Origin of the sequence: Streptomyces sp. NPDC051822, assembly GCF_044452745.1 — a bacterium.
Classification (GTDB): domain Bacteria; phylum Actinomycetota; class Actinomycetes; order Streptomycetales; family Streptomycetaceae; genus Streptomyces.
On sequence record NZ_JBITBZ010000020.1, the window covers coordinates 1 to 13,309 of the forward strand.

10 protein-coding genes and 2 pseudogenes are annotated in these 13,309 nt (G+C 70.2%); 4 read left to right on the forward strand and 8 right to left on the reverse strand.

The window, feature by feature from the left end; genetic code table 11:
• The first annotated feature begins 1,125 nt into the window (after positions 1–1,125).
• The 4 genes and pseudogenes from ACIA8N_RS35535 to ACIA8N_RS35550 all read left to right on the forward strand — a co-directional run bounded on the left by ACIA8N_RS35535 (position 1,126) and on the right by ACIA8N_RS35550 (position 4,030).
• Positions 1,126–1,749, forward strand: coding sequence for a hypothetical protein (locus tag ACIA8N_RS35535; protein ID WP_365783024.1), 624 nt, complete (start codon positions 1,126–1,128; stop codon positions 1,747–1,749).
• A 50-nt stretch (positions 1,750–1,799) separates the two neighbouring features.
• Positions 1,800–2,219 carry a helix-turn-helix domain-containing protein gene (locus tag ACIA8N_RS35540; RefSeq protein WP_365782962.1) on the forward strand — a complete coding sequence of 140 codons (420 nt, stop codon included), beginning with the start codon at positions 1,800–1,802 and terminating at the stop codon, positions 2,217–2,219.
• Between the two features lie 398 nt (positions 2,220–2,617).
• Positions 2,618–2,761: pseudogene (locus ACIA8N_RS35545) on the forward strand (GNAT family N-acetyltransferase); the annotation flags it as partial.
• Between the two features lie 58 nt (positions 2,762–2,819).
• Positions 2,820–4,030: pseudogene (locus ACIA8N_RS35550) on the forward strand (dihydrofolate reductase family protein).
• 170 nt (positions 4,031–4,200) lie between these two features.
• Here ACIA8N_RS35550 and ACIA8N_RS35555 read toward each other — a convergent pair.
• The 8 genes from ACIA8N_RS35555 to ACIA8N_RS35590 all read right to left on the reverse strand — a co-directional run bounded on the left by ACIA8N_RS35555 (position 4,201) and on the right by ACIA8N_RS35590 (position 13,271).
• On the reverse strand, positions 4,201–7,719 hold the full coding sequence (locus ACIA8N_RS35555) for a CHAT domain-containing protein (RefSeq protein WP_365782964.1): 3,519 nt from the start codon (positions 7,717–7,719) through the stop codon (positions 4,201–4,203).
• A gap of 3 nt (positions 7,720–7,722) precedes the next feature.
• The gene (locus tag ACIA8N_RS35560; RefSeq protein WP_365782966.1) at positions 7,723–7,869 is read right to left on the reverse strand and encodes a hypothetical protein; all 147 of its coding nucleotides are present in this window, start codon (positions 7,867–7,869) and stop codon (positions 7,723–7,725) included.
• Positions 7,869–8,498: a DUF6338 family protein gene (locus ACIA8N_RS35565; protein ID WP_365782968.1), complete on the reverse strand. Its 630-nt coding sequence runs from the start codon at positions 8,496–8,498 to the stop codon at positions 7,869–7,871. Before ACIA8N_RS35565 ends, ACIA8N_RS35560 begins: the two co-directional genes overlap by 1 nt.
• Positions 8,499–8,675: 177 nt before the next feature.
• Positions 8,676–9,632, reverse strand: coding sequence for an ankyrin repeat domain-containing protein (locus tag ACIA8N_RS35570; RefSeq protein ID WP_365782970.1), 957 nt, complete (start codon positions 9,630–9,632; stop codon positions 8,676–8,678).
• A gap of 278 nt (positions 9,633–9,910) precedes the next feature.
• Positions 9,911–10,777 (reverse strand): hypothetical protein, encoded by an 867-nt coding sequence (locus ACIA8N_RS35575; RefSeq protein ID WP_365782972.1) that lies wholly within the window; start codon positions 10,775–10,777, stop codon positions 9,911–9,913.
• Positions 10,778–11,053: 276 nt separating this feature from the next.
• A complete protein-coding gene (locus tag ACIA8N_RS35580; RefSeq protein ID WP_365782974.1) occupies positions 11,054–11,434 on the reverse strand; it encodes a hypothetical protein in 381 nt (126 codons plus the stop codon).
• A gap of 650 nt (positions 11,435–12,084) precedes the next feature.
• Positions 12,085–12,804, reverse strand: coding sequence for a GDSL-type esterase/lipase family protein (locus ACIA8N_RS35585; protein ID WP_365782976.1), 720 nt, complete (start codon positions 12,802–12,804; stop codon positions 12,085–12,087).
• Entirely contained in the window at positions 12,801–13,271 is a 471-nt protein-coding gene (locus ACIA8N_RS35590) for a cupin domain-containing protein (RefSeq protein ID WP_365782978.1), read from the reverse strand. The genes ACIA8N_RS35585 and ACIA8N_RS35590 overlap by 4 nt, the downstream gene beginning before the upstream one ends.
• Positions 13,272–13,309 lie beyond the last annotated feature (38 nt).

Here is a 13,309-nt window from a genome sequence, read left to right on the forward strand (position 1 = left end):
CCCGCGGAGCGGGTCCCATAGCGCTGCGCGCTATGCAAGCGAACACCCGCGCTGCGCGCGGGTGTTGCGCTCACGCTCCGCGTGAGCGCTGGCGGGACGCTGCGCGTCCCGCCTTTGGGTGCCTCCCACACCGCTGCGCGGTGTGGGAGGCGGAGCCATCGCGCTGCGCGCGATGCAGGCAGGGTGAACCACTGCGCTGCGCGCAGTACACCGAACACCCCACCGCGCAACATGCGATGAGTGAATATCCCCGCTGCGCGGGGATATTGAAGTTCTGCCTTCAATTGGCGGCCCGCTACGCGGGCCTGCCGATCCCCTCCACTATGGAAGAAGCATGACGTTTCGTCCGCTGCACTCCCGAAATCGAGAGGGATGCTTCGCTACACGAAGCCAGCCCGGGGCCGGCGGGTCCGCTGCGCTCCCCCGCCTAAGCACGCCACTACATGGTGCCCCAAGTTGATGCAGCATGTACCAATGGCAGAAACACGAGACACCCAAAAACCTCACACAGCCAGCATTTGATCAGACGTCAAAACTTGGCAGCCTTCAACCCCAGCCACAGAACAACAACCCCACAAAACCCGAAACCAAAAAACCAGCCGACGGAGACACAGAAGACGAACGGCCCCCAGGGCCGAGCGGCGAAACCACCCACCCACACCGGCCACCCCTGCCCTTGCCTGTCCGTCACGGCCGGCACCACCCGAGACTCAGCAACGCTCCAGCTGTCCCCAACCCGCATCCAACCCACCAACCCGCACGCGAAGCGAGCCCAACCACAACACCCCAACCACCACGAACGAGTGATCATCAACGACGCCACGTGATGTTGCCACCCCTGTGAGGGGCAGGCCCTCACCCGTTCAGGACCCAGTTGGCGTCTTGTGACTACCTAAGAGGGCCCACGGCCTGAAAGAGCTCTGACCTGGGCAAACGTCGAATGGGGTGTTCTAGATCTCCAGAACAAGGGAGGGTCAGTTTGTTCTGGAGATCTAGAACAAACTCGGAGCGTGTCATGGGCTGCAGCAACTCGTTACGGACATGGCTTGTTCTAGATCTCTGAAACAAGACGGTTCCCCTAGTGATACCGTTCGGGCAGCTCGATGATCTTCCCTGGAGGCGTTGATGGAGCAGCTGCCAGTCGTTCGGCCCGGCCAGCGCGTGGTCGCGCGGTCTGACGGCAAAGGCGGCATGGTCGTCAGCGTCGAAAAGATCCAAGGACGTGAGTTCGCGGTCAGCGCGGAGGTCAAGGGATACGTCCTGGACGCACGGCTACTGATGGACGTCCTGGGCAGCCTCAAGATGCCAGGTAGCTGGTTCCAGGTGTGGTGCAAGCTCATGGCCGCTCAGGACCCGGCGTACCACGGAGTGGACCGTACGAAGGCACCTCGCGGGTACGTCCCGATCAACCAGCGCGACCTTCAGCAGTTGTGCAACCTGTCCGCCGCCTCGGTGAGCGAACCCTCGCAGTTCTTCCACCACATCGGCTGGATGCGGACCTCGAAGCCCGGCGTACTCCAACTGAACCCGTGGCTCACGGTGGCCGGCACCTCCGTAGAGCAGGAGCAGTGGCAGAAAGAATGGAACGCCGCGAAGGGCCCAGCCTGCATCATCCCGGCCCCGAACTACCCCGCCGAGTGGCGTGCGGAACGGGCGAAGGCGAAGAAGGAAGCCGAAGCCACCCGCCGCCGCGAGAAGGTCGTGACGCTGTCTCGCCGCCGGCCGCCCGCACGGAAGGCGAGCGCGTGACACCCACTGGCATATCCTCAAAGCCAGACGACATCGACCAGGAGGCCTTCGTGAGCACCACTTACGTACCTGGCCCCCCGTCCAACGAGCCGATCATGCTCTCCCGCGACGCTCTGCGGATGCTCGCCCTCGTGGACATCTCCCTGACCGCCCGCCGCGTGCTCGATGTACTCCTGGCCCTCCAGGACCCGGACAGCGGCGCCGTCGGCATCAGTCAAGCTGAGATGGCCCACGAACTCGGAGCCGGAAAGCCCGCAGTGAACCGCGGCTTCAAGGAACTGAGGGAAGCCGGCCTCGCCTGGATCCTGCGCCGCGGCTGCTACCAGCTCCACCCCGTCCTCACAGGCGGCCGAATCGCCCGCACCGCAATGGCAGTCCCTGAGATCAACACAACGCCCGCAGAAGACTTCACAGAGCAGCGCCGGGCCCGCTTCGCCGCCCAGGTCGCGAACCTCGCCAAAAGCGCCTGAGGAACCCCACAGGGACCTTCCCGGCATCGCGGCACCGCCGCCTCCTGGGCTCTGCGGCGCCGGTCGCATCCCCAGGGCACTGCAAGACAACGTCGGTATCACCAGAGATACCGACACGTTCTAGATCTCCAGAACACAAGCACCGCCACGAGCGGGATGCGGGGCACACACCGCCCCCTCCGGGGAAAACCGCAGTTCAACAGCGCGCAGCGCGGGCGACGGTACCACCAGGAGAACCGTCTTGTTCTAGTCCTCCGGAACAAGACCCAGCGGCCCTGGAGGCACGTACACGGCTCCCCTCCAAGGGAAGCCAGCGGGAAAGACGGCAGGCTTCGACAGCACTACCGTCCAAGCAGCCCACTCCTGCCCAACCCCGGCTCGCGGACGCTATAGCCTCGCTGACCGTCCTCCTCGTCGACACCACCCACCCCCGCGTCCAGGCCATCTACGAGAGCTGGCGCTACCGCAAGATCGGCGAACGCCGGCCCTTCGCCGACTCCCCCGTGTACGCCGTCATGCTCCGCGGCCTTCCCGAGGCTTAGCACCTTGGACCGGATCGTCCTGTATCCCGCCTGACCTACCCGCGCATCGGAGCCGCCCGTGTCACCCCGTCCGTACGTCCTTTTGTCCGCCGCTGTCTCCCTGGACGGCTGCCTCGACACCCGGCCGGGTGAGGAGCGGCTGATGCTGTCCAACGCCGAGGACTTCGACCGGGTCGATTCCGTGCGCGCGTCCGTCGACGCGATTCTCGTCGGTGCCGGAACGCTGCGTTCCGACAATCCGCGGCTTTTGGTGAATTCCGCGCGGCGGCGTGCTGATCGGGTCGCTGCCGGGCTTTCGGAGTATCCGCTGAAGGTCACCATCACCGGGAGTGGCGATCTTGATCCGAAATGGAATTTCTGGCATCACGGCGGCGAGAAGCTCGTGTTGGCCGTCGGTAGTAAGGCCGCGGAGAGGGCCGGGAAGGCGCTGGGCGGCCTTGCCACCGTTCAGGGCGTTCCGCACGGTGCGACGTGGTCGGTCGCCCTCGACGTCCTCGGCGACGTGTACGGCGTGCGCCGGTTGATGGTCGAGGGGGGTGGAACCGTCCACACCCAGCTTCTTGCGCAGCATCTCGCCGACGAGCTGCAGCTCGTCATCGCTCCGCTCCTCGTCGGTCAGAGCGATGCCGTCCGCATGCTCGGCCCCGCCCACTACATGGGCGGACCCTCCGCACGCCTGCGGCTTCTGGAGACCCGGCAGATCGGCGACGTGGTACTCCTCAGGTACGCACCCAAGGACATCAGCACGGAGCCCCGATGACTTCCACACCCGCCCCCTCCCCCGGCCCCGGCAGCTGCGGACAGCCCGGCCCCGGTCCCGAGGCCACCACCGCGGACCGGGCCTGGCTCGCCCTCGCCTGCGAACTCGCCGCCCACTGCCCGCCCTCGTCCACCGCCTTCAGCGTCGGCGCGGTCATCGTCGCCGAGGACGGCACCGAGCTCGCCCGCGGCCACTCGCGCGAGAACGACCCCCACGACCACGCCGAGGAAGGCGCGCTCGCCAAACTCCCCGCCGACGAGCCGCGTCTCGCCGGCGCCACCGTCTACAGCTCGCTCGAGCCCTGCGCGAGACGCGCCTCACGCCCGACACCGTGCGCCCAGCTCATCAAGGACGCCGGGATCCTGCGGGTCGTCACCGCCTGGCGGGAGCCCGACACCTTCGTCCCCGGCGCCGACGGCACCGAGCTCCTCCAGCACGCGGGCGTCACCGTCGTCGAGCTGGCCGAGTACGCCCGCGCCGCGAAGGCGCCGAATCGGCATCTGCTGTAGACAACGAGGGCAGTTCGGGGATGACGATGAGGCTGGTCCCCTTCAGGGAAGTCCACGGCCGCCCTGCAGTGAGCCCGAACGGCGTCACACCGCCCTGACCTGCGCCTTACCCCGTCGATCCGGACCAGCACTGTCACCCACTGCACTGACACCGAACGGAGAGATCAGAGTCAGGCGCCCGCGTGGACGTGTGCGGCCCACACCGACGGCAGGTTCGGGTATTTCGTCCTGAGCTGCCTGACCGTGCGGTGGACGGCCGTCGACGCGCACAACGCACCGGATCGATCCGCGGTCAACTCGTCGTAGATCAGCCGACTGAAGGCTGGTGCCACGGCGTCGTCGACGCGCCAGAGCGTGCCGACCACCTGGGAGAACCCGGCTATCTGAAAAGCCGCCAACGGGTGGATCGCCTCGTCGGACAGGCGCGCGGTGGTGCGGGCCGTGTCGCAGGCCGACAGGAACGCGAACTCCGCGTTCCGCAGGCGCAGCCGGGAAAGGTCCAGCACCCGAAACGGCGCGCGGTCGTGGTCGTGCAGCGCGAGGTGGCTGTCCGAAGGGTTGTCCGGGTCGCTGTACCCGTGGCAGGCGAAGTGCGCCCAGCCACTGGCCGGCAAGGCGTCGAGAACGGCGGCACGAGTCGCGTCCGCGCCGATCAGGACCGTGGCGCCGGGTAGGAGAGCGGCCAGGTGGTCGGCTTCGGCCTGTGCGCCAGGCAGGTCCGGGGCGTCCGGAGTGTGCGGCATCGCGACCACCAGCAGCCGCGGCTCGTTCCGGTCGTCGCGGCGGCCCGCGCGGGCGTGGGCCAGAGCGCGGATCGTCGGCGTCGTCGAGGAGACGACGCGGTCGAGGAGCACAGGTCCGCCGTCGCGGTGGTGACCCGCCGCGTGCAGGGGGAGCAGGCTGAGTGACCCGACCGGGGCCCACCAGATCCTTGGCCACGGAGCATCCGCCGCCGGTTCCGCCGTCAGCCCCAGTTCGCCGAGCACCGGGCCCACGACGGTGTCCCACAACCACTCGAGCGTGTCATGGATCGCCTGCTCGGCGGCGAGCCGCCCTTCCGTGAACGCGGTGTGCAGAGCGCGTACGCGCTGACTCACGGTCTCTTCGCTCAGCCCGTCCAGCGCCCGTGACCGGACCCCGTCCGGAGTGATGTTCAGCGCGTCACACCGGTGCCGGCTGACATTGACGTACACGATCGGGCCCTGGTGCGCCTGCGCGGTGAGGTCGGTGAGCAGCGGGGGCCGTAGGAACCGCTCCATCCCGGGCAGCGCGCGGATCCGGTCGGTCACCGCGTCGAGCTCGTCGGCGAGGGCCACGCGGTCGCTCGTGGTGTCGGTTTCGAACTCCGCGGTGAGTGTCCGGAAGCGTTCGGCCAGCTCCGGTGCCCGCTCGCGCAGGTCGGAAAGATCGCCGCGGCTGTCGAGTGCCTGGGCGGCGAGCACGCAGCGTCCGGATTCGAGCAGGGTCACCGCGCTCACCTCGTCGCCGACGGCCAGCGCGCACGCGGCCGCGTCGGCGGCGACCCCGGCGAACCGGCCGAGCCAGTACTGGGCGTCCTCGCGGCCCAGGCGGCGCCCGGCGAGCCGGGGGAGCAGGCGGACCGCGGCGGCGTACCCCTCGGCGGCCACGTCGAACTGCCCGGCCTCGGCGGCCAGATCGCCCCACCGGTCCGCCGCTTCCGCCCTGCTCTCCGTCGGCGATCCGGCAGACGCCGCGGCCTCCCGGTAGCAGTCGAGCGCCTCGGTCAGCGCGTCGCCGGCGCCGAGGTGCCGGAAGCCGAGCGCCAGGACGTTGGCGACGCTGGTCAGCAGGCCCGCCCGGGAATAGGCGTCCTGCCCGGGCCTCCGCGCCGCACTCCGGGCCAGGCCGATCGCCTCGGCGAGGATGTGCGGATCCGGTGGCTCCCGTCGCGCGACGGCGGGTGCGGCGGGGTTCGTGCACCAGTCGCCAAGCGCGGCGGCCAGGTTCGCGGTGTACCCGGGCCAGTCCGGGCTGTCCTGCGGAGTCGCGGCCACGGACGCGCGGCGCGCGGCGATCGCGTCCCGCAACGCGTTCCGGTCGCCGAACTTCTCGTAGGCCACCCCCAGCACACCGCCGAGGTTGGCGAGCCGCCCGGCCCGGCCGGGGTCGTCGTCCGCCGTCACGTCCGCGGCCGCTCGGTGCGCGGCGATCGCCTCGTCGAGCACGCTCGCCTTGCCCGTTCTGGTGAACCAGTCGGACAGCATGGTGCCAAGGTTGGAGAGCCGCTGGGCCTGCCCGACGACCAGGTTCGCGCCGAGGCGGACCGACTCCCGCGCACGGTCGACCGCCTCCGCCAACACCGCCAGCTCGCCGGTCACTTGGAACCGGTTGTGCAGCATGGCGGCGAGGATCGCGAGCGAACGCGGGTGGTCGCCCTGCCCGGCCGTGACCTCGGCGGCACGGCGGGCGACGTCGATCGCGTCCATGACGTGGGCGAGGTCTCCGGTCGCGTGGAACAACGCGTTCAGGTTGACGGCGAGGTTGCCCATGAACTGGACCCGCAGCGGATGGCCCGCCGGCGTGCAGGCGACCGCCTCCCGCTCGATGCTGACGGCCTCCGCGAGCGCGGCGTGGTCCCCGAACTCTTCACCCCGGGTGGCCAGCGCCGTGGCGAAGTGGTCCAGCCGCACCCCTCGGTGGGGGTGCCCGGCGGGGGTCGCGGCCGCCGCGGAACGACCGAGCTCGATCGCCCGGTCGAGCAGGGCCGGGTCCCGGGTCTGCTTGAACTCGGCGGCGTACCGGCCGCACATTTCGGCTTGGGTATCGGCGCGTTCCGAGCCACTGTGCGATGTCGGGCGCTCGCCGGTGAGCGCGGCCCAGTCCCCTTCCGTGGTCGTCAGCTCGAAGAGGTTCTGCGAGTGCCGGGGATCGGTGACCGGGGTGTGGGCCACCAGCGTCTGCCGGACCCGAAGCACTTCGGCCAGATCATCCCGCGCTCCGTGAGCCCGGTAGCGGTCGTCGAGAAGGTACGCGAGGTTCTTCAACCGGTCGAGCACGTCGGACGACCCGGCCGGCGTGAGCTCCACCGCTCGCCGCGCTACATCGACGGCTTCCTCCACGACACCGGTCTCGCCTGTCTCACGGGACCAGTCGCGCAGGACGACGGCGAGGAAGTGCAGGCTCGTGGCGGCGGACTCGTCATCGGGGGAGCATGCGACGGCGGCCCGTGCGTGCTCGGAGGCTTCCGCCAGGGCGGCGAGATCTCCCGTCACGTTGAACGCCGTCCGCAGCGCGACAACGAGATTGCCCAGGTAGAACGCCTTGCTCGTGGACGGTTCCTCGTCGACGGCCGTCCGGCTCCAGTCCAGCGCGTCGGCCAGGGTTGCGCGGTTCTGGTTCTGCCGGAACGCGGTGTGCAGCAGCATGCCGATGTTGTTGGCGTAGCTCGCCGATTCCTCCGGGCTCTCGTACGCCAGGAGGTAGGCCTCCGTGACCGCACGGATGGCTTCCTGCAGGAACGCGAAGTCGCCGGTCTGGTGGTAGCGGGTCTGCAGCAGGCCTCCGAGGTTCGACAGGACCGAGCGGCGCTCGGCCACGTCCTCGGCGGCCAGCAGGGCATGGCCGAGGTCGATCGCCTTCTCGACCGACGCGGGGTCCGCGCTGTGCCGGGCTACGCGGAACGCCTCCCAGAACCGGTCGGCCAGGTCGTTCGCGGGCCCGCCACCCACGCGTCAGTCCTCGGTGCCGTTCGAGGTGCCGGCCTTCCCGCCGGGTGCCTCGTCCGGCTCGGTGACCGTGCGTTTCGGGGTGTAGCCGCGTTCCGTGGCCTCCTGCAGCAAGGCCGCCTCTTCGGGCGAGAGTTCGGGTTCGTGCGCCATCATCGCTCCTCTTCCGGCGCGGTCGCCGGTTCTCCGGGTTCGACGAACTCCAGCACGTCGAAGTCTTCCGCCCGCAGCCGCAGGCCTGCCGTCCTGTGCACGCGCGCGCCGAACGACCCGTCGGCACCCATCACGCGCGCCGATTCGAGGTACAGCTCGGCCGGGTGGGGGTACGAGGAGGCGTACGAGCGGTCCCCGTACCAGCCGCCCGCCCAGTTGCCGTCCTTGAGCCGCACGCGCACGAAGCACGGTTCGCGGTCGCGGAACGCGTGGTCCCAGGCGCTGGGCGTGAGCAGGAACCGAGCTTTGCGCCGCTGCCGATCCACCAGGGAGACGGTGACCGCCGCCATGGCCGGCACGACGAGGAACAGCACCAGGGCGACGAAGCCGACCACTCGTGGCCGCTCCACGAAGCCGTCCCAGTCGCCGCCGTCGCCTTGAGCCAGGCGAACCAGCGCCGGCCCCGCCACCACGGCGTACAGGGCGTCCAGCGCGATCGACGCGACGATCGCCCGCAGCACCCGCTCACCCAGATCACGCTCACCGGGCACCGGCCCGCGGCGGCGTTCCCGGACGAACTGATAGGTGACCCCGGGCAGCACCAGAAGGACGAGCAGAGCCAGCTGCACGACGGTCGCAGGCGCCTGCACTCACCACCCCCAGGTCACACGGACTCCGTTCAATCAGGCTACTGGCTTGCGTCTTCGAGCGCGAACACCGGTTGGATGTAAGGCAGTTGGGGGCCGCGCGCTCGGTTCGGGCCGCTTGCTCCGTGCGGGCCTGTTGCTCGGTGCGGGACCTTCGCGTCAGTGACTCCAGTAGTCGCGGCGGGGCAGCTCGACCCACACATCGGGAGGTCCGGCCACGGCACGCCTGTCGGTCAGCCGCAGTCCCGCGAAGGCGCAGGAGTAGGCCACGGCGTTGTAGTGGTAGAGGTACGAAGCCAACACCTCCTCGGAGGTGTCGTTCTCGTACGGTCCCCCGCCCGGGTGCAGGTCCCAGCCCTCGACAGTTCCATGACGGGCGATGCTGCCTTGGTTGCCGCTCTTGGGATTGGCGTACAGGCCGTAGCAGACCGTGTCGGCAGACAACCGGGTCAGCACGCCGGGCATTTGCGGCGCGTACCCCCAGGGCTGTGTCACGACGCAGCCGCCCGGCACGGACGTCACGCCGATGATCTGCAAGCTCTCGTCCATGCCGTACTCGTACGGATCTTCCAGCAGTTCATCGATGACTTCGTCCGCCACCGGCGCTGCCTCCAGACGGCGCACCGCCTCGGCCGCGTCGATGCCGGCCACGCAGGCCAGCCCCGTACCGTCGTAGTGGAATGTGCCCAGTGCCGTGGTGAGCCGATCGGCCTCTTCCGCTGCCGCACGCTCCGTGTCGGTCAGGCCTACCCGTTCCGGTACCGAGAACAGCCGCGGCGTCGGTCCGGCCAGGCTCAGCCGCCCCGGTGACCAGGCGCCGATCGACAGCCGCCAAGGGTCGGCCCCGGCAGCGGCGAGGGCTCGTGCATTTTCCGGCTTCCCGAACACGACGGCCTCCCAAAGTGCCGTCACCCCGTTCTCCAGCGCGTCCACCTGCGCAACTCGACCAGCCAGCTCCGCGACGACCTCCGAGGACCCGAACACCGCTGCGCGATGCAGCGGTCGGCCCCCGCTCCATTTCTCTGGATCGGCCCCTTCGTCGAGACGGCGGCGGATGTCGTCGACATCCGTCCAGTCCCAGCCCATGCCAGCCCAGCCGTCACTCTCTGCTGTCACCGCTCCCCCTCCCACACGTCGCGTGCTTCGCGCTACACGCTCGCACACGGGTCCGACAGCAGGGCCGACCAGCGCGATCAAACCCCGCGCTGCGTTGCACCTGGCGTTGCGGGGCGTTGACGCACCTGGCGTCGGAGGTTCCTCGGGCCGGGGCGTGGTCTGGTGTCGCTCGCCAGTCCGGGGAGGACCGTGCCGTGTGCCGCCCCCGCTCGGCCGGGCCTGGGTTGGCGCCCTCCCTGCGGCCCGTGGCCGATGGTTGTGAACAGAGCCCGCTCGCCTTACTGGTTCAGGCGCTCAAGGTCCTCGTGAGCCCGCTCGGCGGCGCGGCGAGCTTTGCGCAGAGCAACCTCGGCACTCTTGACGGCCCTGCCTCCCTCGGCCGCTGCTGCGTCAATCTCCCGCTGCGCCTGCCGGGCGTCCTGCAGCTCGCTCTGAAGTCCGTGGACCCGCTCGCCGGCCTCCTCGGCCTTCGCCGCCGCGTCCTCGTGCACCTGCCGGGCCTCGCCGAGCGCCTGCTCGCGCCGTTCAACCTCGGCGTCGGCTGCCTGCGCCGCCGTACGAGCGCGCTCGAGATCGCGCAGCCGCGCCCCCTCACGTCCCGGCTTCGACTTCGACTTCGGCGCGGGCTCCTCGGCCGGGGCCGGGCGGGCGGGCGCCGCCTCCGGGGTGACGGCGCCGAAGCCGACCGCCGCTTCGGGCACCTTCACGAGCCGGCCCTTCGACCACCGCCCGGCGACGTCCGGGTCGGCGAGTACGCCGTGGAGGGTCTGCTCGATCTCGTGCAGCACCGTGTCGCTCACCGGTTGACCCGCGTCCCGGGCCAGTGCGGCGGCGGTGCGAGCGAGCGCGGAGATGAGCTGGTGCTGCTGCCGGCTCGCCGTACGCAGCTGCTCGGCATCCAGCGTCCGGTGGGCCTGCCGGAGCGTCTCGCCCAACGCCAGGAACTGATCGGCCTCCTGGCGCCGCTCGCGCGCCAGTAGGTTCGCCGCCCACGCCGCGAGCCCCGGCCGGCGCAGCCCGCCGATCGCCTTCGCCGCCGCCGAGTCCTTCGCCTTTCTCGCCTGGGCGACGTACGCGTCCCGCGCCGCGGTGAACTCGGACGGCTTCAGCCCGTACAGCTCCTCGGCGACCTCCTCGACATCCACACCCCTCACTGTGCGACGCCCTCGGCGATCAGCGGGGGCGCACCTCCGTCGGGAGGCCGATCGCCACCTATTCGGAGCGATGCGGATCCGAATCCCTATCCCTGGGGAACTCGACCTCCGCCCGCAGCGCGGGCCGATCTGCGGGCTTGTCGATACCGAGACTCCCCCACGGCGCGCACACGTCGCAGCACGTCTCCAGGTCCGGGCACTTCCTCGACCGCGCCCATCACGCCGTCAGGGTCCAGGAGCCCCCGGCCCCCATGACGGCGTCCCTGCTCAGGCCGCCTCGGCGCCGGCGGCGCTCACGGCGTCCGGCTGGGCCTTCGGGTGGAGCTTCAGCTCCGTGCGGGCCTTCACCAGCCCCGGGTCCTTCTCCAGAGTGGCCCAGTACGGGTGGGTGACCACAGCGACCGACAGCTCCCGGACGAGGTCCCACAGGCGCTTCTCCTCGGCCTCCTGCTCCGGCGTGTACCCGGGGGAGGCGTCGCGGCCGCCCGTGATCTCTCCCGTGTGCGGGTGGGCTGCGCCGGGCCAGCCGGGCAGCGGCTCCACCGACCAGGGAAGGGCCCGGAACAGGGCCGTGTACTCGGCGCGGGCCTGGTGGAGACGCTGCTGGGTCTCGATCAGGTCGTCGGGGAAGGGAGGAGTGTCAGCCACATTCGAATCATACGCCTGTTCGATTTTCTGTTGCTGGTCCACTGCCCCGACTCGCAGGGGCCGTCACTCGCACGGGCCATCCCCGCTCCTCACGGTGGACCCGCCCGCGCCGCCCTCACGTCCCGGGCCGACTCCGGCGCTTCTTTCGACCCGGGGCGGCCGTCGACCGGCTGCGGGCCCGCGGGCCACGCTGGAGCGGCTGGAGGACACCGACCCCGTCCGGGTACGTGACGATGTGCCCGCCGTGCTCGGGGAGCGGAGTTCATCGCGTACACCGGACATCCGCGGGGCGTGCCCGTACGGGCAGATGCGGGCCCGCTGCCGGCAGGAGAAGGCCCTGGAGGTCGAATCCCGGCACGCCAGCTGCCCTGTAGCTCCGTAGGACAGGCATCTGGACAGCACCGATCACGGGCATGTCTTCGGCCTGGACCGCCACCAGCACTGGCCCACGCAGTGGAGGGAGGAAGCACTGGCCACTGACGCGCTCGCGCTCGCGCTCGTGCGGAACTTCGTCGACCAGGTGCTCGCGGCCGGACACCGTGGTGCCGCACCCGCATGCGGCATCCGTGACGTCGCACGCGTGGCTCTGGCGTGACTGAGCGTCTCAGGTGGCCCGTGGCCCGTCCGGCAGGCTGAGACTGCGCGTGCAGCTACGCGCTCCGGGTCAGTAGACCGGCGTCGATGACCTCAGCGATAAGAGTGGCGCCGCGGCTGTTCTGGTGGATGTGGTCGGTCGTGAGCACGAGACCTCGGCGCCGGGAGATCGTGTCGAGGCTGCGGCGCAGCACCGCGTGCTGGACGAGGACGCCGACGACCCCCGCGGGCGTCACCTCCCGGTAGGGAATCGGCGGCGGGTCCGCTCGGCGCAGTTCCTCGATCTGGCGTTCGTGGAGCGGAAGGTAGGTCACCTCATTGGTGACGGCGACCTCGGCGATCATCCGGCTGTACGCCTGCGATGCCTGTGCCGCTGCTCCGTCGAGTCGCTGGCCCAGTACCGGGAGCGACAGCAGGCCGATCGTCGCGTCGGTCTCCGCTCGCAGCCGTGCGACGACGGCTCCCAGGCACTGCTGGAACCAGCCGGCTGACGGGCGCTCGGGGAGTTGCTTGCGCTTCGTGGCCTTCTCTACGGGGTAGCCGGCGAGGCTCGCTCGGGCGTCGTTGGTCCCGATCAGCACGGTGATCACATCGGGCGGGTCCGCGACGACGGCGTCGAGGCGCTGCAGGAGGTTGTAGGCGAAGTCGCCGTTGGCGCCGAAGCGGGCACGCCGCACGTCACCGGAAGGGTGGCCTCGTCCGAGAAGATCCAGGTAGTCGACGCTGAACTGCGCGCGGGTGAGGCTGTCGCCGAGGCACGCGATGCGTGTCGTCACGGCGCTTCCTCCGGGCCGGGCGTGCCGGCGCGTTCGGTCGGGCGCGTGTCCGTCCGAGGGCGGTGGTCGGTGCCGAGGCTCGCGGTGATGGACAGGATGGACGTCGGACCCTCCATGTCGACCACGTGCCATACCCCGGCCGGGTTGACGGTGGCCTCGCCCGGCCCGAGCAGAACGCGGTCGAGCACCCCGTCCACGTCGCGGGTGACCGTCACGGACCCGCTGAGGCAGACGACCAGTTCGTCGCCCGCGGGGTGGCTCTCCCAGTGGTCGCCGAGCCCGTCGCCGTCGAAGATCATCACCATCCGGCCCTCGGCGCCGTCCGCCGCGACGGCGGCGCTGTAGGCATGCAGCACCTCCGGGTCCCAGGCGAAGCCCTCGACGGGTTTCGCTCTCGATCCCAGTCCGAGGTGCACGGGGGTGGTCCGCAGGTCCATGGCGTTGCGTTCGTGGTTGAGGAGTCTCATGCCGACGATCGTCCACGACAGCGGTCGGGCGGTCTTGA